Source organism: Streptomyces sp. NPDC088116 (genome assembly GCF_044741745.1).
Taxonomy (GTDB): domain Bacteria; phylum Actinomycetota; class Actinomycetes; order Streptomycetales; family Streptomycetaceae; genus Streptomyces.
On sequence record NZ_JBIUTF010000001.1, the window covers coordinates 268,438 to 291,237 of the forward strand.

Here is a 22,800-nt window from a genome sequence, read left to right on the forward strand (position 1 = left end):
GGGGGGCGGCGGGGGGGGGGGGGGGGGGGGGGGGGGGGGGGGGGGGGGGGGGGGGGGGGGGGGGGCCCCCCCCCCCGGCCGGCGGGGCCCCCACACCGGTGACCTTTACGCCTTGCTGTTGTAGTACGTGACGTCCCAGTGGCTGCCCTCACGGGCGTAGACGTTCCCCGCCGGGGACTTGTACATCTTGGCTCCGTCGCCCTTGCGCTTGCCGGCGTACGTGAACTTGCCGGCCTTACCGGTGATGTACTTGTTGAGGCAGGTGGTCACACTCATGTCGACCTTGTAGCCGTTCCGGTGGCTGTACGTCCCCGCCGCGTGTCCCCTTTCGGTACCGCCGGTGATGACGACCTTGCAGCGGCTCACCTTCTTGAACGCGATCGCGCCGGAGACCGTCGCCTTGTTGATGTTCGTGAACGACGTACAGGTCTTCTTGTTCCAGTCGGAACAGCCTCCGCTGGAGGAGGACGTGATGCCCGCCTTCCTGAACTGAGCCGCCGCTTGATCGTGCTTGGCCCACTTCGCCGGTGCCGCGTCCGCCGTGCCCGCGGTGAGCAGTACGGAGCCGATCGCCACGATCACGCCGAGGGTGGACAGCCGTCCGGTCTTCTTCAATGCGCGCTCCTGAGTCTCGTCGACCACGGTCCGGGAGACAGGAAGGAACGCACACACGCAGGCCCCGCAGCGACACGGCCGCACGACCGTACGGACGCACGGTCTCCGCGATCTCGGCGTTCGGCTTCCCCCCGACCCGCTGAAAATTGTGGCAACGCCCCGGGCCGACCGCCCATCCCCCGGAAGAGCGACAGAAATCCGGCCCTTCGCGGCGCGCTGTTGACGGACGTACGGACGTACGGACGTACGGGTCCCGGCCTGGGCCACCCCGCCCGAACGACAGGGCCTAGCTGAGTCCCGCGTTCCTCGCGCGGTCCACCGCGGGACCGATGACCTTGGCGACCGCCTCGACATCCGCCCTGGTGGTGGTGTGGCCGAGGGAGAAGCGCAGGGTGCCCCTGGCCAGGTCGGGGTCGCTGCCGGTGGCCAGGAGGACGTGGCTGGGCTGGGCTACCCCCGCCGTACAGGCCGATCCCGTCGAGCACTCGATGCCCTGGGCGTCCAGCAGCAGGAGCAGGGAGTCGCCCTCGCAGCCCGGGAAGCTGAAGTGCGCGTTGGCGGGGAGGCGGTTGTCCGGGTCGCCGCCGAGGACCGCGTCGGGGACCGCCGCGCGTACGGCATCGATCAGTTCGTCCCGCAGGGCGCCGATCTCGCGGGCGAACTCCTCGCGCCGTCGCGCGGCGAGCCGGCCCGCGACGGCGAAGGCTGCGATGGCGGGGACGTCGAGGGTGCCGGAGCGCACATGGCGCTCCTGGCCGCCGCCGTGCAGTACGGGTACGGGGGTGTACTCCCGGCCGAGCAGCAGTGCGCCGATACCGTACGGGCCTCCGATCTTATGGCTGGAAACGGTCATCGCGGCGAGCTGCGAGGTGCCGAAGTCCAGCTCCGTCTGGCCGAAGGCCTGGACGGCGTCGGAGTGCAGCGGGATGCCGAATTCCGCTGCTACGTCGGCCAGTTCACGGACCGGCAGGATCGTGCCGATCTCGTTGTTGGCCCACATGACGGTGGCGAGGGCGACATCGTCCGGGTTGCGCTCGACGGCCTCGCGCAGCGTCCCGGGAAGGACCCGGCCGTAGGCGTCGACCGGCAGATACTCGACGGTCGCGCCCTCGTGTTCGCCGAGCCACTCCACGGCGTCGAGGACGGCGTGGTGCTCCACGGGGCTGGCCAGCACCCTGGTCCTGGCCGGGTCGGCGTCGCGGCGGGACCAGTACAGGCCCTTCACGGCGAGGTTGTCGGCTTCCGTGCCGCCCGAGGTGAAGACCACCTCACTGGGCCGGGCGCCGAGGGCCTCGGCGAGCGTTTCGCGGGCCTCCTCGACGGTACGGCGGGCCCGGCGCCCGGCGGCATGGAGCGAGGAGGCATTGCCGGCGAGGGCGAACTGGGCGGTCATCGCCTCGATCGCCTCCGGCAGCATCGGAGTGGTCGCGGCGTGGTCGAGGTAAGCCATGGTGCGGTCGATTCTACGAGCCGGACGCGGGCTCCGGTTAGCCGGTGCACAGCCGGTTCGCGATCGCGGGGCATTCGGTACGGATTCGGGCCGGATTCGGGCCGTACCGGGTCGGACACCCCGCATCCTTTCCTGGCGGCGACAGGAGCGTATAGCCTTATGGTCATGACAGACTGGCTTCTCGATCGTACATTCACCAGCTCCTCCGGCGAGGTGCGGTGGGCCACGCTCGGTTCACCCGGCCTGCCACCGGTCGTGCTGCTGCACGGGACGCCCTTCTCCTCGTATGTCTGGCGCGCCGTCGCACGGGCCCTCGCGCAGGACCACCAGGTCTTCGTCTGGGACATGCCCGGCTATGGCGCCTCGCAGAAGAGCGCGGGGCAGGATGTGTCTCTGGCCGCGCAGGCGCGGGTCTTCACGGAGTTGCTCGCCCACTGGGACCTGGGCGCTGACCAGGACGGGGGCGGGGGCCGGGATCCGAAGGGGCCCGCCGTCGTCGCCCATGACTTCGGCGGCTGTGTCGCGCTCCGCGCCCACCTCCTGCACGGCGCCCGCTACGAACGTCTCGCGCTCGTCGACCCGGTGGCGCTGGCGCCCTGGGGTTCGCCGGCCTACCGGCTGCTCGGCGGCCACCGCGAGGTCTTCGAGCGACTGCCGCCCGCTCTGCACCGGGCGCTGGTACGGGAGTACGTCTCCTCCGCGAGCCACCAGGGCCTGCGGCCGGACGTCCTGGACCGGCTGGTCGAGCCGTGGTGCGGAGAGGACGGACAGCCCGCCTTCTTCCGGCAGATCGAGCAGAACGACCAGCGGTTCACGGACGAGATCCAGGACCGTTACGCAGAGTTGGACCTGCCGGTGCTGATCTGCTGGGGCGCCGAGGACAGTTGGATCCCGCCGGACAAGGGCCGGGAACTCGCCGGGCTGGTTCCGGGCGCCGAACTGCGGCTGTTGGCGAGTGCCGGCCATCTCGTCCAGGAGGACGCCCCGGCGGAACTCACCGTGGCCGTCAGCCGTTTCCTGGGCGTCGACCGCCCGCGGGCGACGCCCCCGAATCCGCTCCCGCCCGCTCCGCTCCCACCCGCGACTCCGTCCCCGGCTGCCCCGCCCCGTACATCTCCATGACGGCGGCCGCCGCCCGGGTCATCTCCTGCCGGGCCTCCGGTGGCGACAGCACCTCCACGTTCTCGCCGAAGGCGAGAAGTGAACGCACGGCGCCCAGAAGGGGATAGGCGAGCCGCACCCGTGCCCATTCCCCGTCCGCCTCGGTCACGGGTTCCTCGGTGAGCTGCACGCCCTGGATCCGCAGGAACATGTCCAGGCGCGAGATCCGCACCCGGGCCCGGACGAACACATCCGTGGGCCGCACCTCCACCTCCCGGCGCAGCAGCGCCCAGACGTCCGCCAGTTCCACCCCCTCCCGGCGCCGCACGGGCGACTTGGACGCGACTGCCCTCTGGACTCGGTCCGCGCGAAAGAGACGCGGCGCGCCCCGGTGGTCGGCGACGAGGTACCAGACGCCCGCCTTGACGACGAGACCGTACGGATCGACGGTGTAGGCGCGCTGCTCGGTCGTGCCACTGTGCCGGTAGCGCAATCGCAGCCGCCGGTCGGCGAAGACCGCCGTGCTCAACTGGTCCAGGTCGACGGGCGGCCTCGGCGCGCGCATCCAGCGCTCCGGGTCGACCAGGATCCGCCGACTGGTCAACTCGGCGGCGGGGCGGTGCGGTTCCGGCAGCGCGGCCATCACCTTGCGCAGGGCGGAGCCGAGGGCCTGGTCGAGCCCGAGCGCTGAGTGGGCGCCCTGGGCTGCGAGGACGAACAGGGCACGGGACTCGTCGGCGGTCAGGCCCGTGACATCGGTACGGTAGCCGGGCAGCAGCGCGATCCCGCCGTGCCGGCCGCGCTCCGCGTAGACGGGGACACCGGAGGCGGAGAGCGACTCGACATCGCGGTAGACGGTCCGTACGGACACTTCGAGACGCTCGGCGAGCTCCGTGGCCGGGACGAGGCCACGGGTCTGGAGCAGCAGCAGGATCGACAGAAGGCGGTCGGACTTCACCCGCCCCAGGATTCCGTACGGGCAGGCCCGGAAGCCCCGGGGGCGCGCTCCCCGCATCGGCGCACCCGCGCCAACGGCTACGGCTGCCCCGCGAGCCGCTCCCCCCGCTCAGCCGCGTGGGGCGCGGGCCAGCTGACGGGACTGGGCCACCAGCCGGTCCGCGCTGTCCCAGATCTCCGCGTCCTCCTCCAGGAAGCCGCCCGCGAGGTTACGGGTGGTGATGGCCACCCGGAGCGGGCCCGGCGCCGGGCGACAGCGGACGTGGGCGGTCAGTTCGACGGTCGGGGTCCAGCCCTGGAGACCGAGATCGAACGATGTCGGCGGCAGCGCGTCCACCGCGAGCAGCAGCGAGAGAGGATCGGCGTCACGGCCGTCCGCGAAATCGAACCAGCCGCGCATCTCGCCCCGGCCTGAGGGCGCGCCGATGGCCCAGCCGACCGTGGCCGGGTCGAGCTTCAGGGCGAGCCGGTCGGTCAGCGCGAAGTCGCCCGGGGGGCGGGGTGCTTCGGCGGTGTTGACGCAGCGCTCCAGGGGCGGGATCTCCGGTGGCTTCGCCGCCGTCCGTACGTCATCGGACAGCGCGTCCAGATCGCCGTACGAGGCGACGACCCGGATCCGCTCGACCTCGCCGCCGTCCATCCCCGCCTGGTACAGGGAGGCCTGGCCGGTGGAGAGCGTACGGCCGGTCCGCACGGTCTCCGTACGCACCACGGCGGGGCCGGGCGCCGACGGCGCGAGATAGTGCGCCGAGACCGCGAACGGGTCGGGGTGCGGCAGCGCGTCACCGAGCGCGCGGGCGATCACCGCCAGCAGATAGCCCCCGTTGACCACATTCATGACCGTCCAGCCGGGGGCCAGCAGCGCGTCGTAGGCGCCCTCTTCACGACCACGGCGGATGACGGCGGTGCCCCGGTCGAACTCGCTGTTCCCGATGGACACTTGCGCGTTTCCGGTGGACACATGCGTGCTGGTTGCCTCTGCTGCCATGCGGCCCAACCGTACAACAAGGCTCTACTGAGCGGTAGCTTAGTAACATGTCCGTAACGTCCCTTCCTCTCTCCGAGGCCCCGCCCTCAAACGGACGGACTCAAACAGACAGACTCAAACGGACGTCCTCAAGCGGACGGACTCTCCTCGGCCGCGTCCGAGCGCCGGTTCCAGGCGCGCGGTGCCCGCCAGTGGAAGCGCATCGCGAACAGCCGTAGGACAAAGGCGGCCAGTACGGCAATTCCGCTGGTCAGCCCGTTGAGCGCGTCGAAGCGGATACAGAGCGCCACCATCGTGGCGCCGACGATCGCCGGGACGGCGTACAGATCCCGGTCCCAACGCAGCAGCGAGGGAACCTCGTTGGCGAGCACATCACGCAGCACACCGCCGCCGACCGCCGTGGTCAGACCGAGCACCGCCGAGGAGGTGAGGCCGAGGCCGTACTCGTACGCCTTGGTGGTGCCGGTCACGCAGAACAGCCCGAGCCCCGCCGCGTCGAAGACGTTGACCGCGCCCTGGATACGTTCCACCTGCGGATGCAGGAAGAACACCAGAGCGGTCGCCACCAGCGGCATGGAGAAGTAGCCGAGGTCGGTGAAGGCGGCCGGCGGGACGGCTCCGATGATCAGGTCACGGATCAGCCCTCCGCCCAGCGCGGTGCTCTCGGCCACCACCGCCATGCCGAAGACGTCGAAGTTCTTGCGTACGGCGAGCAGGGCGCCGGAGATCGCGAAGACGAAGATTCCGGCGAGGTCGAGCGCGTGCTGGACGGAGGGCGTGAAAAAGTCGTGGAACACCCCGACATTGTGCCGCCCGCCCGGAACGGGTCCCGGGCGGGCGGTGAACCGACGGGAACGGGCCCCGTCTACTCCTTGGTGACGGCTCCCTGGTCCTTCGAGCCGGAAGCCTCCGCCGACAGCGTCTTCGCCGTCTTCGCCGTCTTCGCCGGCGCCTCCGCCAGCTCGACCGTCTCCCGGTCCGCCACCGACACCGTGTCCTGCGGACGCTGGTCCGGGGCGTTCTCCGGGTGGTGGCACGCCGCCTGGTGGCCCGGCGCCAGCTCGATCAGCGGCGGCTCGGTCGTCTTGCAGACCTCCGTCGCCTTCCAGCACCGGGTGTGGAACCGGCAGCCGCTCGGCGGCGAGATCGGCGACGGCACATCGCCCTTGAGCAGGATCCGGTCGCTCTTCCCGCCGCGCCTGCTCGGGTCCGGCACCGGCACGGCCGACAGCAGCGCCTTGGTGTACGGGTGCATCGGCGACTCGTACAGCGACTTGCGGTCCGCCAGCTCGACCATCTTGCCCAGATACATCACCGCGATCCGGTCCGAGACATGGCGGATGACCGAGAGGTCGTGCGCGATGATCACGTACGTCAGACCCAGTTCGTCCTGGAGGTCGTCCAGCAGGTTCACCACCTGCGCCTGGATCGACACGTCCAGCGCCGAGACCGGCTCGTCGGCGACGACCAGCTTCGGGTTGAGCGCCAGCGCGCGGGCGATACCGATGCGCTGCCGCTGGCCACCGGAGAACTCGTGCGGGTAGCGGTTGTAGTGCTCGGGGCTCAGACCCACCAGCTCCAGCAGCCGCTGGACCTCCTTCTTCAGGCCGCCCTCGGGCTTGATGCCCTGGAGCTTGAAGGGGGTGCTGATGATCCCGCCGACGGTGTGGCGCGGGTTCAGCGAACCGAACGGGTCCTGGAAGATCATCTGTACGTCGCGGCGCATGGGCCGCATGGCGCCGGCGGACAGATGCGTGATGTCCCGGCCCTCGAACTCGACCTTTCCACCGGTCGGTTCGAGCAGCCGTGTGATCAGCCGGCCCATGGTCGACTTGCCGCAGCCGGATTCGCCGACGACACCCAGGGTCTCGCCGGGGCGCACGTCGAAGGTGAGTCCGTCGACCGCCTGGACCGCGCCGACCTTGCGTTTCAGTACGCCTTTGGTGATCGGGAAGTGTTTGACCAGGCCGGTGACCTTGAGGAGCGGTTCGGGTGCCCCCTGCTCCGACCCCTGCTGGGGAATCTTCGTGTTCGGCTCAGTCACAGCTTCGGCGCAATCTCTTCGGTCCAGATCTTTTCCCGCTCCGCGGGCGACATGTGGCAGGCGGAGAAGTGCCCGTCGGTGATCTGCCGCAGTTCCGGACGCTCAGTGCGGGTGATGTTGTCCTTGGGCACGTCCGCGTACGGGCAGCGCGGGTGGAAGGCGCAGCCGGAGGGGACGTTGATGAGGCTGGGCGGTGTTCCCCTGACCGGCACGAGCCGGTCGGTCTGGTCCCGGTCGATGCGGGGCATCGAGCCCAGCAGGCCCCAGGTGTACGGGTGCTGGGGCTGGTAGAAGACCTTCTCGGAGGTTCCGCGCTCGATGCAACGCCCCGCGTACATCACCAGCAGTTCGTCGGCGATCTCGGCGACGACGCCCAGGTCGTGGGTGATGATGACGACCGCCGAGTGGAACTCCTTCTGGAGGTCCCGGATGAGGTCGAGGATCTGCGCCTGGACGGTCACGTCCAGCGCCGTCGTCGGCTCGTCCGCGATCAGCAGCTCGGGGTTGTTGACCAGGGCCATCGCGATCATCGCGCGCTGGCGCATACCGCCGGAGAACTGGTGCGGATAGTCGTTGTAGCGCCGGGCCGGCTCGGGGATCCCGACCCGGTCGAGCATGTCGACGGCCCGCTTCTTGGCGGTCTTCTTGTCGACGGAGTTGTGGACGCGGTAGGCCTCCACGATCTGCGAGCCGATGCTGTAGTACGGGTGCAGCGCGGAGAGCGGGTCCTGGAAGATCATCGCCATCTTCTGGCCGCGCAGCCTGCGCACTCGCTCCGGTCCGGCGCCGATCAGCTCCTCGCCGTCCAGCCAGATCTCGCCCGAGATACGGGCCCGCTCGGAGCTGTGCAGCCCCATGATGCCCAGCGAGGTCACGGACTTCCCGGAGCCGGACTCACCGACGATGCCCAGGGTCTGGCCGGCCTTGAGGTCGAAGCTGACCCCGTCGACGGACTTGACCAGGCCGTCGTCGGTGTCGAAGTGGATGCGGAGGTCCCGTACGGACAGGAACTTCTCGGCGGAGGCGGAGGCCGTGGTGGCCGTCGTGGCCGCCGCCTCGGCGGCCACGCCCTCGCTCGCGTCCGTCTTGCGCACGTCGCTCATGAGAGCCTCACCCGGGGGTCGATCGCGGCGTACACGAGGTCCACCAGCAGATTGCAGAGAACGATGAAGAAGGCGGCGACCAGTGTCACACCCATCACGATGGGCAGGTCACTTCGGGTCACGCCCTGGATGGCGTACGCGCCCATTCCCTGGAAGGAGAAGACGCGCTCCGTGATGACGGCGCCTCCCAGGAGAAGCGCGAAGTCCATCCCGAAGATGGTGATGAGCGGGGTGAGCGCGGCGCGCAGGCCGTGCTTGACGACCACCTTGCGCTCCTTGAGGCCCTTCGCCCGCGCGGTTCTGATGTAGTCCTCGCCCATGGTCTCCAGCATGCCCGCACGGGTGAGGCGCGCGTAGAGAGCCGAGTAGAGGAAGGCCAGCGTGCACCAGGGCAGGACCAGGTTCCAGGCCCATTCGGCGGGGTTCTCCTCGAACGGTACGAACTGGAGGTTCTCCCAGATCGGCCAGTTGAAGCTGAACAGCGCGAGGGACGCCAGACCGGTGAAGAACATCGGCAGCGAGACACCGGCCAGGGCGATGCCCATGGTCAGCCGGTCGAAGATCGATCCCCGCTTGAGCGCGGAGAGCACACCGATGGCGACACCGGTGACGACCCAGATGACGGCCGCGCCGATGGCGAGCGAGAAGGTCACCGGAATGCGCTGGACGATCTCGGGCCAGACCTCGACGTGCGTCTTGAACGAGTAGCCGAAGCACGGGGCGTTGCACACCGAGGGGTTGGGGCCGAAGTTGTATTCGGCGCCGACCACGATGGCCTTGATGAAGTTCCAGTACTGGAGATAGAGGGGCTGATCGAGCCCCAGGTTCTTCTTGACGGCGGCGATGACGTCAGGGTCCGGGCTCTTGCCGACGTACTGGGCGGCAATCGAGTCGGTCGTCTGCCCGCCGAGGCGGGGCACCAGGAAGAAGATCGCGAACGTGACTGCGCTGACCACCAGCAGCAGCAACACCGCGGCGAAGACGCGTCGGATGATGTACGCAGCCACAGCCGTGCGGTGCCGGGCCGTGCGGACGGGATGCGCCCGGCCGGCCTGACACCTTCACCTGCCTTTCGAGGGGGGTGCTTGTTGATGTACAGGTGTGAGGGTCCTTACTGGCCCCGGCCGCGTCCGCGCGGTGAACGCGGCGGACGCGACCAGGTCGGACCAGGTGGTGCTTCGTACGACGTGCTCGTACTGCTCACGCGTACGACCTGCTTACTCGTACGACGTGCTCGTACTACCTGCTCGTACTACCTGCTACTTGCTCGAACCCATGAGCACGTAGTCGTACATGCCCAGGTAGGACTCGGCGACCGTGACGTTCGTCGCGGACTCGGGCCGGTAGAGCAGGTTCTTCTTGTAGAAGAGCGGGACGACCGAGGCGTTCTCCAGGACGAGCTTGTCGACCTCGCCCCACTTCGCCTGGCGGGCCGCGTCGTCGACGATACCGATGCCGTCGGTCAGCGCCTTGTTGATCTTCGGGTCGTCCAGCTCCATCAGGTTCTGACCACCGGACGGCTTGATCGCCGAACCGTTGACGATCTGGTCGAGGAAGCCGAAGCCGGTGGGCCAGTCAGCACCCCACGCCATCATCATCATTCCGGCCTTGTTCTTGTGAACCCAGTCCGGAACGCCCACGAAGTCGGTGAAGTACTTGTCCGCCGGGAAGGTCTTGATCTCGGCGGTGATGCCGACCTTCTTCAGGCTCTCCTGGAGCTGCGTGGCGGCCTGGACCTCGTCGGGACGGTCGGCGCGCGCGGTCAGCGTGGTCTTGAAGCCGTTCGGCTTACCGCACTTGGTGAGGAGTTCCTTGGCCTTGGCCGCGTCGCCCTTGTTGCCCGCCGACGGGTACAGGTCGAACTTCTTGTAACCGCTCACCGACGGCGGGAGCAGCGTGGTGGCCGGGTCGCCCTTGACGGAGCCGCCGATGGAGTTGACCATGCCGACCTTGTCGACCGCGTACTGCACGGCCTTGCGGCAGTCGGGCTTGTTGAACGGCTCGACGTTGACGTTCATCGCCAGGTACTGGGTGGCGCCCGCGTACGGGTTGTCCGTCTTGGCCTTCTCCGCCGGCTTGGGGAGGACCTTCGGCTGCGTCTTGGACTGAAGACCGGTACCGGCGATGTCCGCGGTGATCGCGTCGGTCAGCAGGTGCTCGTCAATGGTCTGGGCGTTGACGTTGAGCTTCAGCTCGATCTTGTCGGGCAGCGCCTTGCGGATCGGGTCCGTCTTCGAGTCCCACTGGGGGTTGCGGGAGAGCGTCGCGCCGCTGCTCTCGCTGTACGAGTCGAACTTGTACGGCCCCGAGGAGACCATCTTCTTGACGTACTCGGCGCCCTTGTCTGCCTTCTGCGGCACCGGAGCGGTCTGCGAGAAGGCAGCCAGGTAGTCCATGTCCGCGAACGGCTTGTTGAGCTTGAAGACGATCGTGTATTTGTCCGGCGTCTCGATGGACTTGAGTCCCTCGGCGGACTTGTCCTTGTACGGACCCTTGTACTTGTCGCCGCCGTCGAGGTACGCCTTGAAGTACGTCGGACCGTTGGACAGGGCCTCGGGCGCGAAGTTGCTGCGCTCGACGGCGTACTTGACGTCCTGGGCGGTGATCTCGGTGCCGTCCTCGTACTTCACGCCCTTGCGGAGCGTGTAGGTCCAGGTCTTGGCGTCCGGGCTGGCCTTGCCGAGCGAGGTCGCCAGGTCGGGGACGACCTGGAGGCCTTCCTTGCCGGCGGCCGGCTTGAAGGTGACCAGGGAACGCGCGTAGAGGCGGGCGAAGTTCTGTACCCAGCCGTAGTACGTGTTGCCCGGGTCCAGGGAGTCGGGGCCACTGGCGTGCTCGTACGTGACCGTCCCCCCCTTCTTGTCGCTCTTGTTGACGATGCTGCTCAGACCGGCGTCGGCCTTCGCGTCGCCGCCTCCGTTGCCGTCACTGTTGCCGCCGCCACCGCAGGCGGTAGCACCCAGTGCCACCGCGAGCGTCACAGCAATCGCTGATGCCGTCTTTCTGCTGTTCATGCTGAGGAAAAGCCCCCTCGATCGACCGGTGCGGTGAGAGCCCGCGATTACTTGCCACGAGGGTCGAGTGCGTCGCGCAGCCCGTCCCCCAGCAGATTGAAGGCCAGCACGGTGATGAAGATCGCCATGCCGGGAATGATCATGAACATCGGGTCGACCTGGTAGAGATCGACCGCGGTGGACAACATGCCGCCCCACGAGGACTGCGGCGGGGCGATACCGACGCCGAGGAAGCTCAGGGACGCCTCGAAGAGGATGTTCGTGGGGATGAGCAGCGTCGAGTAGACGAGGATCGGTGCGATCAGGTTGGGCAGCAGTTCCCGGAAGAGGATGAACGGCCCACGCGCGCCCAGTGACCTGGCCGCCTCCACGAACTCGCGCTCGCGCAGGCTGAGTGTCTGCGCACGCACGATCCGGCCGATGTACGGCCAGTTGAAGAAGCCGATGACGAAGACCAGGACGGCGATACGCAGCGGCAGCCCTTCGAGGCCGAACGCGTTGCCCTGGAGCGAGGCCGAGATGGAGATCGCGAAGAGCAGCAGCGGGAACGCCAGGAAGGTGTCCATCAGGCGGCTGATGGCGCTGTCGACCCAGCCGCCGTAGAAGCCGGCCACGACACCCATCACGACGCCGATGACGACGGACAGGATGGTGGATCCGGCGGCGACCACGAGGGAGACCCAGGAGCCCTCGATGATGCGGGCCAGGATGTCGCGCCCCGTCTGCGGCTCGACACCGAGCGGGTGGTCCCAACTGATGCCGCCGAAGCTGCCCTTCGGGGCGAGCAGGGTGGGATCGACCAGGTCCTGGTTGAAGGCGTTGGGGTCCAGCCCGAAGACGGACTGGATCGGTTTGGACAGTACGGCGACAAGAACCAGCAGGATCACGACGACGCCGCCCGCCATGGCGACCTTGTCCCGTTTGAAGCGCGTCCACGCGATCCGGCCGAGCGAACGGCCCTCGATCTGCTTGCCCCCGGCGCCCTTCAGCACCGCTTCCGGCGGTGCTTGCGCCGCCGAACCGGTGGTCTCGATAGGTGCCGTCATTGCGCTGGAGACCCCTCTCGGCCGACGGTGGCCGGCCCATGACCGCCGCTGTAGCGGCTCGTTCAGATCACATGTCGCAAGTGGCCGTGCCGCGACGGGAGCTGCTTCTGTCAGCGCGCCGCACACAGGCCTAGACAACTTGCTGCACGGAGTCTTCTGCTACTTCACGATCACCCGCCAGCCCTCTCGGGGAATGGTTGCCCAACCGTGATGCGATCAAAGGATTACCGTTATGCGAACGCGGGGATCACGTCAGCGGACCAACTCGTCCACTATTCCTCCACATCCGACATCACGCCCAACTGGCGTCATACGGTCGAGAACAGGGGCACATCCGGGCGCACGAAGGGCCACGATGTGACGCCTGGTCAGCGCTTCGGAACCGTGGGTGTCCTATGCATGCCGCAGGGCCCGGCTTCGCCCGGACACGCCACGCGCGCCACGCGACGGCCAAAAAAGCGCGAGGTCCGGTCGGACCGGAAGGCCGGTGAAACGTGTGCCGGGGGCGGAACGTATGCGCCGGAGGGGGACGGTCAGTACGCGCGCGAGGCCGGCGGCGGGTAGCCGTAACCGCCCGCCGGCGCGGGAGCCACATGCGCCTCACGGTCGTAGAACGGCCGGGAGTTGACCTGAAGCCACATCGCCACCGGGTCGTACTCGTCGGACATCGCGACGGTGGACACCGGAAGCCCGTCGGGGACGGCCGTGACCGACTGACGCATCATCGTGCGCACGGAGTCGACGGAGGGCCCGCTCGTGTCGTACAGGTCGAGGCCGATCGCCAGGTACGGGGCGCCGAGCGCCGGCTGCACCCACGCGCGGCGCAGCGAGCGGACGGCGGGGGTGCGGTGCGCGTTCTGCGTGAGCATCGCGTAGAACTGCGGCAGCGCGATGGCCGGTTCGGACAGCCGCAGCGGTCCGGCCGGCATCCGGTCGAGGCCGGTGGCGATCCGGCGCAGATCGAGCCAGGGGATGCCGACACCGCCGCCGGGGGCATGCGGATTGAGCCAGATTCCCCAGCGGTCGGGGTAGAGGGCGTGCGCGACGTCGTGGCCGGTGACCACTTCATGCGCGCGGGTCCAGCCGCTGACGGACAGCTCCTGGGCGGAGGTGACGCAGGGGGCGTAGCCCAGGCCGTCGATCTCCATGTTGCCGTACTGGGCGTCGGGCGAACCGGCCTGGCCGTGCCAGAGCAGCATCCAGACGCTGCCGTCGGCGATGGCGTGCAGGAGTGCCTCGTACGCGTCATAGCGCCCTGGGGTCACCTGGCGCAGCATGTTCTCGACCTGCCCGGCCGCCGCGGTGCCTGACGCGCTCACTCTGGGTCCCGCCCCTCGTTCGATCCACCATTCGCCCGGCTCCCCCGATGTCCCCCGCCGGCCCACGGTGGAGGGGCCTCGGGACACACGATGCGGCGGCCCCGGGAACCTACGGAAAACCCACGGCCGACGGCAGCCACCATGCCTCTGGCCGGAAACGCCGCACGACCGCGGCGCCCCTGCCATCAAACCAGCTTAGGCGGCCGCTCCGACACAGACTTGACGACCGGTGCGCCCTCCGCGTAGGCGAGCGGGACCGGTCCTTTCCGGACGTACCCCAGGAGACGTACCCCGGGCGCGCGTCCGTACCCGTACCGATATCGACGAGCCGCCGACGACCGGCCCGACGAGCCCGTCGGCCACCGGTTTCCACGCGGAACCGCTTCCACGCGGAACTGTTTCTACGCGGAACCGTTTCTCCACGCGACTTCTACGCGTGCCCTCTCCACGTGACCTCTCCACATGACTTCTACGCGTGACTTCTACGCGTGACTTCTACGCGTGACTTCTACGCGTGACTTCTACGCGTGACTTCTACGCGTGACGGCGCTCGTAGAACGGCCGCACCTTCGCCAACAGCCAGTCTCCGACCGGGTCCTGCGCCACGTCCAGCAGGACGAGATTGACCGGCCAGCCGACCTGCACCCGGTGCAGCGCGCGGCCGAGCGCGTCCATCGGGGCGTTACGGTCCGCCCCCTCCCAGGAGGAGAGCTGGACCCCGACGAAGAGAACCGGTGACTCGCCCTCGACACTGGCGAGCGCGCGCCGGGCGGAGAGCACCACGCCGGACTCCTCGAACTCCCCGGCGGCGGCGGCGAGGAAATCGACCGGTTCCTCCTGCCAGTCCGGCTCGAAGAGCCGGACGCGTCCCCCACTCGCCGGACCGTCGAGCGGCGTACGGCCCACCCGGCACAGCTCGGCGACGGCGGCGGGCGGCAGCGGTATCCCGACCATGCCGCCCGGATTGACCGCGATGCCGAGCTGCGGCGGCAGCCCCCGGGCGAACTCACGGGCCGGGGCGACGGTGAAGGGCATATGGGCGCCGACGCACTGGAGGTACTGCTGCTCGGAGCTGTACACCGGGATGTACGCGGAGCCCTCGATCTCCATCGTCGGCAGATCGAGGTTGGGGCTGCCGGGGCCGCCCCCGTTGGGCAACGGAACCCAGACTTCGCTGCGTCCCAGTACTTCGACGAGCCGTCCGCCCGCCCCGTCGACGCCGAGCGAGGCGGCAAGCACCTCTTCGAGCTCGTTGCCCGGCCATGCTGTGTTCACTGTCTTTCCCTCCACCCTCGACCCTGCGGCAGCACCCTAACTCCGCAGGCCGGACGCTGCGCCGGGCAGGTTACGAGAACGATGCGGCGGGCGGGTTCGGAAAGGGGGCAGGCGTGCGGGTTCGGGAAGGGGACACGTGCGGGTCCCGAAGAGGGTGGGGTCCTCCATGGACCTCCCTCACTCCCCCCGCGCCGCCGGAAAGGCGATCCGGTCCAGCGCCCCCGCCGCGTCCCTGTCCAGGAGCACCGCCGAGGCGCAGCCGTCCGGAAGACGGCCCGATTCGACGCCGGTGAGGAGGCGGCCGACCGCGCGGAGGTGGCGGGCGAAGGCGTAGCCGGAGACTCCCCGGCCGCGCTCGCGCTGGCCCTCGCGGGCCACCTCGGGCGGGACGTCCAGCAGGACGATATGGAGCAGCCGGCCGCGGGCACGGGCCTCGCGGGCCAGCCAGCGCCGTACCCAGGCCTGCGTACCGCAGTCGTGGACGACGACGCTCGCGCCGGATCTCAGCGCCCGCCACAGCCCCGCGTAGTGCGCGATCCGGACGAGCGGGCGGTAGACGCCGTACGGCAGCCCAGTGGGCAGCCGCCGCTCCCAGCGGTCCCTGGTGTCCTGCGAGTCGATGCCGCCGCCCTCGGCGGCCCGCCGGATGAGGGTGGACTTGCCGCTGCCCGGCAGCCCGGAGACCACCACCACGTCCCCCGCCGCGAAGACCAGCCGTCCGGGCCCCCGGCCGCCTCGCGCCCGCAGATCCCGGACGACCGGCACGCCACGCGTCGCGGCCGCCCGCGCGGACGGGCCCGGTTTCGCGGGTACGGACGGGTCGGTGTTCGCGGGTGGTCCCTGATTGGTGGGCGGGCCCGGTTTCCCGGATCCGGCCGGCTTCCCGGTCGTGCTCCCGACGGCGCTCGCGGTCGCACTCCCGACGGCGCTCGCCGTCGCACTCCCGGTGGCACTGGCCGTACTGCCCGCGGTGGTCACGTATGCGCTGGACCTCTGCGACGTCATCGCCGTCCCCCTGTCAGCTCAGTCGGCCTGGTCCCATGAACCCTGCCCACAAAGTGTAAAGAAATGGCAATGCCCCACAAGCTTTTCATGGTGTGAGGCGCGTTATGGACCGGGCCGCCCCACTCGGGCACCACCCGTGCGATGATGTGCCCGCCAACTGCATACCGGCCGTTTGAATCCGCGCGGGAGAGTCCCGGTCACCGAGTGTGCCGGGCGCCGAAGGAGCAAGTTCCTCCCTTGAATCTCTCAGGCCCCGTACCGCGTGGATGAGGCAGATCTGAAAAGCGTGCCGCAGCTCTGCGGCTCCACCCAAGGTGCAAGTCATGACCCTCGGTACGAGTGGTCGTGATGAACCTCTCAGGTTCCGATGACAGATGGGGAGGATCGTCCTCGCCGTCATGCCCTGGGAGCCACACCGATGAGTCATGTCCCCCCGAGCAGCACCCCCACCGCCTCCGTCGAGGCCCCTCGCCTCACCGCGCTCGACTCCGTGCACCGCACGCTGGGCGCCACCATGACCGACTTCGCGGGCTGGGACATGCCGCTGCGCTACGGCAGCGAGCGCGACGAACACAACGCCGTCCGTACGAAGGCGGGCCTGTTCGACCTCTCCCACATGGGCGAGATCACCGTCTCCGGCCCGGCGGCCGGCGCGCTCCTCGACTACGCGCTGGTCGGCAATATCGGCGCCGTGGCCGTGGGCCGCGCCCGCTACACCATGATCTGCCAGGAGGACGGCGGGATCCTGGACGACCTGATCGTCTACCGCCTGGGCGACGACGAGTACATGGTCGTCGCCAACGCCTCCAACGCCCGGACCGTGCTGGACGCGCTGACCGCCCGCTCCGCGGGCTTCGACGCCGACGTACGCGACGACCGTGACGCGTACGCGCTGCTGGCCGTCCAGGGCCCCGAGTCCCCCGGCATCCTGAAGTCGCTCACCGATGCCGACCTGGACGGACTCAAGTACTACGCGGGCCTGCCCGGCACCGTCGCCGGGGTCCCCGCGCTGATCGCGCGCACCGGCTACACCGGCGAGGACGGCTTCGAGCTGTTCGTCGAGCCCCGGTACGCCGAACAGCTGTGGCAGGCACTGACCGAGGCCGGCGAGGGCGTCGGTCTGGTGCCCTGCGGCCTGTCCTGCCGCGACACGCTGCGGCTGGAGGCCGGGATGCCGCTGTACGGGAACGAGCTGTCCCCCGCCCTCACCCCGTTCGACGCGGGCCTCGGCCGGGTCGTGAAGTTCGAGAAGACATCGAACGGCGGCGACTTCGTCGGCCGGGCGGCGCTGGCCACCGCCGCCGAACTCGCCGCGGCCTCCCCGCCGCGCAAGCTGGTCGGCCTGATCGCCGAGGGCCGCCGCGTCCCGCGCTCCGGGTACCAGGTGGTCGCGGGCGACGCGGTGGTGGGCGAGGTCACCTCCGGCGCCCCCTCCCCCACCCTGGGCAAGCCGATCGCCATGGCGTACGTGGACGCCGCGCACGCCGAGCCCGGCACCACGGGCGTCGGTGTCGACATCCGCGGCTCCCACGAGCCGTACGAGGTCGTCGCGCTGCCCTTCTACAAGCGCCAGAAGTGACACGGACGCCTTCCGGCACCGGCCTACCGGTATCCCCGTCCCGGCCCGCTTCCCGGATCGGGTCCCGGCCCGCGTCTCGGTCCGCAAGACAGCTGTTCCCCACCACACCCCCGCGTACAGGAGAATTCAGGTCATGAGCAACCCCCAGCAGCTGCGCTACAGCAAGGAGCACGAGTGGCTGACGACCGCCGAGGACGGCGTGTCGACGGTCGGTATCACGGAGTACGCGGCCAACGCCCTCGGTGATGTCGTGTACGCCCAGCTCCCCGAGGTCGGTGAAACGGTGACGGCCGGCGAGACCTGTGGAGAGCTGGAGTCCACCAAGTCCGTCAGCGACCTGTACGCCCCGGTGACCGGTGAGGTCACCGAGACGAACCAGGACGTCGTGGACGACCCCTCGCTGGTGAATTCCGCCCCCTTCGAGGGCGGCTGGCTGTTCAAGGTCCGCGTCGCGGAGGAGCCGAAGGACCTGCTCTCCGCCGACGAGTACACGGAGTTTTCCGGCAACTGACGTGCCCCAGCAACAAGAGACCCCAGGGACTGTGATGTCTTCGAAGTCGCTTCTCAACACCTCGCTCCACGATCTCGACCCGGATGTCGCCGCCGCTGTCGACGCCGAGCTCCACCGCCAGCAGTCCACCCTCGAAATGATCGCCTCGGAGAACTTCGCGCCGGTCGCGGTCATGGAGGCGCAGGGCTCCGTACTGACCAACAAGTACGCCGAGGGCTACCCCGGCCGCCGCTACTACGGCGGCTGTGAGCACGTCGACGTGATCGAGCAGATCGCCATCGACCGCGTGAAGGCGCTGTTCGGCGCCGAGGCCGCGAACGTACAGCCGCACTCGGGCGCCCAGGCGAACGCGGCCGCGATGTTCGCGCTGCTCTCCCCCGGCGACACGATCATGGGTCTGAACCTCGCCCACGGCGGGCACCTGACCCACGGCATGAAGATCAACTTCTCCGGCAAGCTCTACAACGTCGTCGCGTACCACGTCGACGACGAGACCGGCACGGTCGACATGGCCGAGGTCGAGCGGCTGGCCAAGGAGTCCCGTCCGAAGCTGATCGTGGCCGGCTGGTCGGCGTACCCCCGCCAGCTGGACTTCGCCGCCTTCCGCCGGATCGCGGACGAGGTCGGCGCGTATCTGATGGTCGACATGGCGCACTTCGCCGGTCTGGTGGCGGCGGGCCTGCACCCCAACCCGGTGCCGCACGCGCATGTCGTCACGACGACCACGCACAAGACCCTCGGCGGCCCGCGCGGCGGTGTGATCCTCTCCACCAAGGAACTGGCGAAGAAGATCAACTCCGCGGTCTTCCCCGGCCAGCAGGGCGGCCCGCTGGAGCATGTCATCGCGGGCAAGGCGGTCTCCTTCAAGGTGGCGGCCACGGACGATTTCAAGGAGCGCCAGCAGCGCACCCTGGACGGCGCCCGGATCCTCGCCGAGCGTCTGGTGCAGCCGGACGTGACCGAGGTGGGCGTCTCCGTCCTGTCCGGCGGTACGGACGTCCACCTGGTCCTGGTCGACCTGCGGAACTCCGAGCTGGACGGCCAGCAGGCCGAGGACCGGCTGCACGAGGTCGGCATCACGGTCAACCGGAACGCCGTCCCGAACGACCCGCGCCCCCCGATGGTCACCTCGGGTCTGCGGATCGGCACCCCGGCGCTGGCCACCCGCGGCTTCACCGCCGAGGACTTCACCGAGGTCGCGGACATCATCGCGGCGGCGCTGAAGCCGGAGTTCGACCGCGAGGCGCTGGCGGGCCGGGTCACGGCGCTGGCGGACAAGCACCCGCTGTACCCGGGCCTGTAGCAGTCATCCGTACGGCCTGCCATCCACGGCCTGAGCCACGGGGCACCGCGCACACTGGACCGTGCGGCGCGGTGCCCCGCTCCATGTACGCCGTCCCGACCGCACCACCCCCGCGGACAACGGCGTCACCTCAGCCACCCAGCAAGGAGTCATCACCGTGGCCATCTCGGTCTTCGACCTGTTCTCGATCGGAATCGGCCCGTCCAGTTCCCACACGGTCGGCCCGATGCGCGCGGCCGGCATGTTCGCGCGCCGTCTCAAGAACGAGGGCCTGATCGCCCACACCACGTCCGTACGGGCCGAGTTGTACGGCTCGCTGGGCGCGACGGGCCACGGCCACGGCACCCCCAAGGCGGTCCTCCTGGGCCTGGAGGGCAACTCCCCGCGCACCGTGGACGTCGAGAGCGCCGACGACCAGGCGGAACGTATCCGCACGAGCGGCCGGCTCCAGCTCCTGGGCATGCACGAGATCGCCTTCGACGTCGATACGGACCTGGTCCTGCACCGCCGCAAGACCCTGCCGTACCACGCCAACGGCATGACGGTCTTCGCGTACGACAGCAACGGCGACCTGCTCCTGGAGAAGACGTACTACTCGGTGGGCGGCGGTTTCGTCGTGGACGAGGACGCGGTCGGCGAGGACCGCATCAAGCTCGACGACACCGTCCTGAAGCACCCCTTCCGCACCGGTGACGAACTGCTGCGGCTGTCCGGTGAGACCGGCCTGTCGATCTCCGCGCTGATGCTGGAGAACGAGAAGGCCTGGCGTACGGAGGACGAGATCCGGGCCGGCCTGCTGGAGATCTGGCGCGTCATGCAGGCCTGCGTCTCCCGGGGCATGGCCCGCGAAGGCCTCCTCCCCGGCGGCCTCAAGGTCCGCCGCCGCGCCGCCCAGTCGGCCCGCCAACTCCGCGCCGAGGGCGACCCGGGCACCCACGCCATGGAGTGGATCACGCTCTACGCGATGGCCGTGAACGAGGAGAACGCGGCGGGCGGCCGCGTGGTCACCGCCCCCACCAACGGCGCGGCGGGCATCATCCCGGCGGTCCTGCACTACTACATGAACTTCGCGGCGGGCGGCGCCACCGAGACGGAAAAGGAGGACGGCGTAGTCCGCTTCCTCCTGGCCGCCGGCGCCATCGGCATGCTCTTCAAGGAGAACGCCTCCATCTCCGGCGCCGAGGTCGGCTGCCAGGGCGAGGTCGGCTCGGCCTGCTCCATGGCGGCGGGCGCCCTCGCGGAGGTCCTGGGCGGCAGCACGGAACAGGTCGAGAACGCCGCCGAGATCGGCATGGAACACAACCTGGGCCTGACCTGCGACCCGGTCGGCGGCCTCGTACAGATCCCGTGCATCGAACGCAACGGCATGGCGGCGGTGAAGGCGGTCACGGCGGCCAAGATGGCACTGCGCGGCGACGGCAACCACAAGGTCTCGCTGGACAAGGTCATCAAGACGATGCGGGACACGGGCGCGGACATGTCGGTCAAATACAAGGAGACGGCGCGCGGCGGGCTCGCGGTGAACATCATCGAGTGCTGACCGACCCCAACCACCACACAAGAACGACCGGCCATGGGCATCGGGTGTGCGGGAGGATGGTGTGCATGGATCAACTCGGTGCCGCACTGCGGGCGTGGCGGGACCGGCTGGATCCCGCCACGGTGGGCTTCGCACACGGCTCACCCCGTCGGGTCCCCGGTCTGCGACGCGCGGAGCTGGCGACGCTGGCCGGCATCTCGGTCGAGTACGTGGTCCGGCTGGAGCAGGGACGGGTGGCGACGCCCTCGGCGCAGGTCTGCTCGGCCCTGGCTCGCGCCCTGCACCTGTCCGACGACGAACATTCTCACCTTTTGCGCATGGCCGGTCACGCAGCGGATCCGGGCCGGGTTCCGCGCATGATCCCAGGGAGCCTGTACCGGATCGTGGACCAGCTCGCCGGCAACCCGTTGGCGATCTACGACGCCACCTGGCAGTTGCTGCACTGGAATCCGCTGTTCGCGGCCACGTTCGGCGATCCCACGGTCCACGGTGCGGGAGATCGCAACGTCCTGGTCTGGCAGTTCCTGGGTGAGCTGCCCCGGGTCCGGCAGACGGCGGCCGAACGGGCGGCGTTCGAGGAGTCCCTCGTCGCCGACCTGCGCGCGACGACGAGCCGGTACCCCTCCGATCCCGACCTCGCGGCGTTGGTATCGAGGCTGAATCTCAGCCCACGGTTCCGCGAGTTGTGGAGCCGCCGAGCGGTGGGCGGTCACCAGAGCGCGCACAAACTCGTCCGGCACCCGGATGTCGGAGACATCGCCATGAACTCCGACATCCTCAACACCCAGGACACGAACCTGCGCCTCGTGGTGTACACACCGCAGCCAGGCACCGACGCCCGCGGCAAACTCGAATTCCTCGCGGCCATCGGGGTCCAGAGGATGTCTCCTCAGGGATGAGGGCCCGCGTCAGGGATGAAGGCCCGCGTCCGCCTCGTCCGGTGGACCAGGCTGCTGGGTGGTACGCGCGGTACCAGGAAGTTTCGTAGCTCCCGCCGGCCCTCCCGGGGCCCCAGCATGGAATGCGCGAGCAGCGCACGACCGTGCTGTTCGGACCTGGAGGAGCCAGCATGACCACCACATTCATCACCGGGGCCAACAAGTCCCTCGGCTTCGAAACCGCTCGTCGCCTCGTCGAGGCGGGGCACACCGTCCTCCTCGGTGCCCGCCACCGTGAGCGCGGTCGGGCCGCGGCCGAGTCGCTCGGCGCCCGGTTCGTTCGGATCGACGTGACCGACGACGCCTCGGTCCAGGCCGCGGCCGCGGATGTCGCCGCGCACGAGGGAACGATCGACGTCCTGGTCAACAACGCCGGCGTCCTCGGCAAGGTAGGCCCGGTCGAGGAGTACACCGCGGCCGACGTGAGTGCCGTGCTCGACGTGAACGTCGTCGGGATCGTGCGCGTCACGCACGCCTTCCTCCCGCTGCTGCGCAAGTCGCCGAACCCCGTCATCGTCAACGTGTCCAGCGGGATGGGCTCCTTCGGCCTGACCCAGGACCCGGCGCGGATCGAGTCGCGGTATGCCCTGCCCCTCTACTGCGCCTCGAAGGCCGCGGTCACGATGCTCACGACGCAGTACGCCAAGGAACTGAAGAACGTGAAGGTCAACGCCGCGGACCCCGGGCAGACCGCGACCGACTTCACCGGTGGCCTCGGACACAGCGTCACCGACGGCGCAGAGTCCATCGTGACCCTCGCGACGATCGGCCCGGATGGGCCGACGGGACAGTTCATCGACCGGTCCGGGACCCTCCCGTGGTGAACCTGCCCCGAGTTCAGGGTCGGTCGACCCACCGCCCCACGCGCACCTCATGCGCGTAACCGAGCCGATATGCCTATGAGCCGTTGAAAGGATCCAGAAATGAACGTCGCGGACCCGGCCCTTTCCAACCGCACCCGAACTCGAGTGTGTCGGCACTAGGATCGGCAATCCTGGCGACGCTCGGGCCG

General features: G+C 69.3%; 20 protein-coding genes and 1 riboswitch. Of the genes, 7 read left to right on the top strand and 13 right to left on the bottom strand.

Features of this window, described 5'->3' with window-relative positions:
- Positions 1–105: 105 nt before the first annotated feature.
- Both ACIOJD_RS01180 and ACIOJD_RS01185 read right to left on the bottom strand, forming a co-directional pair.
- On the bottom strand, positions 106–615 hold the full coding sequence (locus tag ACIOJD_RS01180) for a hypothetical protein (protein ID WP_401907596.1): 510 nt from the start codon (positions 613–615) through the stop codon (positions 106–108).
- Positions 616–901: 286 nt separating this feature from the next.
- The gene (locus ACIOJD_RS01185; RefSeq protein ID WP_401907597.1) at positions 902–2,065 is read right to left on the bottom strand and encodes a cysteine desulfurase family protein; all 1,164 of its coding nucleotides are present in this window, start codon (positions 2,063–2,065) and stop codon (positions 902–904) included.
- Between the two features lie 165 nt (positions 2,066–2,230).
- Between ACIOJD_RS01185 and ACIOJD_RS01190 the strand changes: the two genes are divergently transcribed.
- Positions 2,231–3,187: an alpha/beta fold hydrolase gene (locus ACIOJD_RS01190; protein WP_401907598.1), complete on the top strand. Its 957-nt coding sequence runs from the start codon at positions 2,231–2,233 to the stop codon at positions 3,185–3,187.
- Here the strand turns inward: ACIOJD_RS01190 and ACIOJD_RS01195 are convergent.
- The 11 genes from ACIOJD_RS01195 to ACIOJD_RS01245 all read right to left on the bottom strand — a co-directional run bounded on the left by ACIOJD_RS01195 (position 3,072) and on the right by ACIOJD_RS01245 (position 15,917).
- Entirely contained in the window at positions 3,072–4,124 is a 1,053-nt protein-coding gene (locus ACIOJD_RS01195; RefSeq protein ID WP_401907599.1) for a helix-turn-helix transcriptional regulator, read from the bottom strand. The genes ACIOJD_RS01190 and ACIOJD_RS01195 overlap by 116 nt on opposite strands.
- Before the next feature lie 108 nt (positions 4,125–4,232).
- On the bottom strand, positions 4,233–5,111 hold the full coding sequence (locus tag ACIOJD_RS01200) for a thioesterase family protein (protein ID WP_401907600.1): 879 nt from the start codon (positions 5,109–5,111) through the stop codon (positions 4,233–4,235).
- A gap of 128 nt (positions 5,112–5,239) precedes the next feature.
- Positions 5,240–5,908, bottom strand: a complete 669-nt coding sequence (locus ACIOJD_RS01205) for a trimeric intracellular cation channel family protein (protein WP_401907601.1) — start codon at positions 5,906–5,908, stop codon at positions 5,240–5,242.
- 68 nt (positions 5,909–5,976) lie between these two features.
- On the bottom strand, positions 5,977–7,155 hold the full coding sequence (locus tag ACIOJD_RS01210) for an ABC transporter ATP-binding protein (protein WP_401907602.1): 1,179 nt from the start codon (positions 7,153–7,155) through the stop codon (positions 5,977–5,979).
- The gene (locus ACIOJD_RS01215) at positions 7,152–8,258 is read right to left on the bottom strand and encodes an ABC transporter ATP-binding protein (protein ID WP_401907603.1); all 1,107 of its coding nucleotides are present in this window, start codon (positions 8,256–8,258) and stop codon (positions 7,152–7,154) included. The genes ACIOJD_RS01210 and ACIOJD_RS01215 overlap by 4 nt, the downstream gene beginning before the upstream one ends.
- Positions 8,255–9,265: an ABC transporter permease gene (locus tag ACIOJD_RS01220; protein ID WP_401888456.1), complete on the bottom strand. Its 1,011-nt coding sequence runs from the start codon at positions 9,263–9,265 to the stop codon at positions 8,255–8,257. Before ACIOJD_RS01220 ends, ACIOJD_RS01215 begins: the two co-directional genes overlap by 4 nt.
- A gap of 252 nt (positions 9,266–9,517) precedes the next feature.
- Positions 9,518–11,272, bottom strand: coding sequence for an ABC transporter substrate-binding protein (locus tag ACIOJD_RS01225; protein ID WP_401907604.1), 1,755 nt, complete (start codon positions 11,270–11,272; stop codon positions 9,518–9,520).
- A 47-nt stretch (positions 11,273–11,319) separates the two neighbouring features.
- On the bottom strand, positions 11,320–12,318 hold the full coding sequence (locus tag ACIOJD_RS01230) for an ABC transporter permease (protein ID WP_401907605.1): 999 nt from the start codon (positions 12,316–12,318) through the stop codon (positions 11,320–11,322).
- A gap of 533 nt (positions 12,319–12,851) precedes the next feature.
- Positions 12,852–13,637 carry an enhanced serine sensitivity protein SseB C-terminal domain-containing protein gene (locus ACIOJD_RS01235; protein ID WP_401907606.1) on the bottom strand — a complete coding sequence of 262 codons (786 nt, stop codon included), beginning with the start codon at positions 13,635–13,637 and terminating at the stop codon, positions 12,852–12,854.
- Between the two features lie 534 nt (positions 13,638–14,171).
- Positions 14,172–14,912, bottom strand: coding sequence for an enhanced serine sensitivity protein SseB (locus ACIOJD_RS01240; RefSeq protein WP_401907607.1), 741 nt, complete (start codon positions 14,910–14,912; stop codon positions 14,172–14,174).
- A 177-nt stretch (positions 14,913–15,089) separates the two neighbouring features.
- Positions 15,090–15,917 carry an AAA family ATPase gene (locus tag ACIOJD_RS01245; RefSeq protein WP_401907608.1) on the bottom strand — a complete coding sequence of 276 codons (828 nt, stop codon included), beginning with the start codon at positions 15,915–15,917 and terminating at the stop codon, positions 15,090–15,092.
- A gap of 173 nt (positions 15,918–16,090) precedes the next feature.
- Positions 16,091–16,188, top strand: a riboswitch (glycine riboswitch).
- 147 nt (positions 16,189–16,335) lie between these two features.
- Here ACIOJD_RS01245 and gcvT point away from each other — a divergent pair.
- The 6 genes from gcvT (at position 16,336) to ACIOJD_RS01275 (ending at position 22,612) form a co-directional block, all read left to right on the top strand.
- Positions 16,336–17,496, top strand: coding sequence for a glycine cleavage system aminomethyltransferase GcvT (gcvT, locus tag ACIOJD_RS01250; protein ID WP_401907609.1), 1,161 nt, complete (start codon positions 16,336–16,338; stop codon positions 17,494–17,496).
- A 133-nt stretch (positions 17,497–17,629) separates the two neighbouring features.
- Positions 17,630–18,007, top strand: a complete 378-nt coding sequence (gcvH, locus tag ACIOJD_RS01255) for a glycine cleavage system protein GcvH (protein WP_401907610.1) — start codon at positions 17,630–17,632, stop codon at positions 18,005–18,007.
- A gap of 34 nt (positions 18,008–18,041) precedes the next feature.
- The gene (glyA, locus tag ACIOJD_RS01260) at positions 18,042–19,310 is read left to right on the top strand and encodes a serine hydroxymethyltransferase (RefSeq protein WP_401907611.1); all 1,269 of its coding nucleotides are present in this window, start codon (positions 18,042–18,044) and stop codon (positions 19,308–19,310) included.
- Between the two features lie 157 nt (positions 19,311–19,467).
- Positions 19,468–20,850: an L-serine ammonia-lyase gene (locus ACIOJD_RS01265; RefSeq protein WP_401907612.1), complete on the top strand. Its 1,383-nt coding sequence runs from the start codon at positions 19,468–19,470 to the stop codon at positions 20,848–20,850.
- A gap of 65 nt (positions 20,851–20,915) precedes the next feature.
- The gene (locus tag ACIOJD_RS01270; RefSeq protein ID WP_401907613.1) at positions 20,916–21,749 is read left to right on the top strand and encodes a helix-turn-helix domain-containing protein; all 834 of its coding nucleotides are present in this window, start codon (positions 20,916–20,918) and stop codon (positions 21,747–21,749) included.
- Between the two features lie 170 nt (positions 21,750–21,919).
- A complete protein-coding gene (locus ACIOJD_RS01275) occupies positions 21,920–22,612 on the top strand; it encodes an SDR family NAD(P)-dependent oxidoreductase (RefSeq protein WP_401907614.1) in 693 nt (230 codons plus the stop codon).
- Positions 22,613–22,800: the final 188 nt, after the last annotated feature.

What these genes read in the sequence shown, in the direction of transcription:
- ACIOJD_RS01185 (WP_401907597.1), bottom strand. Translation starts at nt 2,065, where the DNA reads ATGGCTTACCTCGACCACGCCGCGACCACTCCGATGCTGCCGGAGGCG.
- ACIOJD_RS01190 (WP_401907598.1), top strand. Translation starts at nt 2,231, where the DNA reads ATGACAGACTGGCTTCTCGATCGTACATTCACCAGCTCCTCCGGCGAG.
- ACIOJD_RS01200 (WP_401907600.1), bottom strand. Translation starts at nt 5,111, where the DNA reads ATGGCAGCAGAGGCAACCAGCACGCATGTGTCCACCGGAAACGCGCAA.
- ACIOJD_RS01215 (WP_401907603.1), bottom strand. Translation starts at nt 8,258, where the DNA reads ATGAGCGACGTGCGCAAGACGGACGCGAGCGAGGGCGTGGCCGCCGAG.
- ACIOJD_RS01225 (WP_401907604.1), bottom strand. Translation starts at nt 11,272, where the DNA reads ATGAACAGCAGAAAGACGGCATCAGCGATTGCTGTGACGCTCGCGGTG.
- ACIOJD_RS01230 (WP_401907605.1), bottom strand. Translation starts at nt 12,318, where the DNA reads ATGACGGCACCTATCGAGACCACCGGTTCGGCGGCGCAAGCACCGCCG.
- ACIOJD_RS01245 (WP_401907608.1), bottom strand. Translation starts at nt 15,917, where the DNA reads ATGACGTCGCAGAGGTCCAGCGCATACGTGACCACCGCGGGCAGTACG.
- gcvT (WP_401907609.1), top strand. Translation starts at nt 16,336, where the DNA reads ATGAGTCATGTCCCCCCGAGCAGCACCCCCACCGCCTCCGTCGAGGCC.
- gcvH (WP_401907610.1), top strand. Translation starts at nt 17,630, where the DNA reads ATGAGCAACCCCCAGCAGCTGCGCTACAGCAAGGAGCACGAGTGGCTG.
- glyA (WP_401907611.1), top strand. Translation starts at nt 18,042, where the DNA reads ATGTCTTCGAAGTCGCTTCTCAACACCTCGCTCCACGATCTCGACCCG.
- ACIOJD_RS01270 (WP_401907613.1), top strand. Translation starts at nt 20,916, where the DNA reads ATGGATCAACTCGGTGCCGCACTGCGGGCGTGGCGGGACCGGCTGGAT.
- ACIOJD_RS01275 (WP_401907614.1), top strand. Translation starts at nt 21,920, where the DNA reads ATGACCACCACATTCATCACCGGGGCCAACAAGTCCCTCGGCTTCGAA.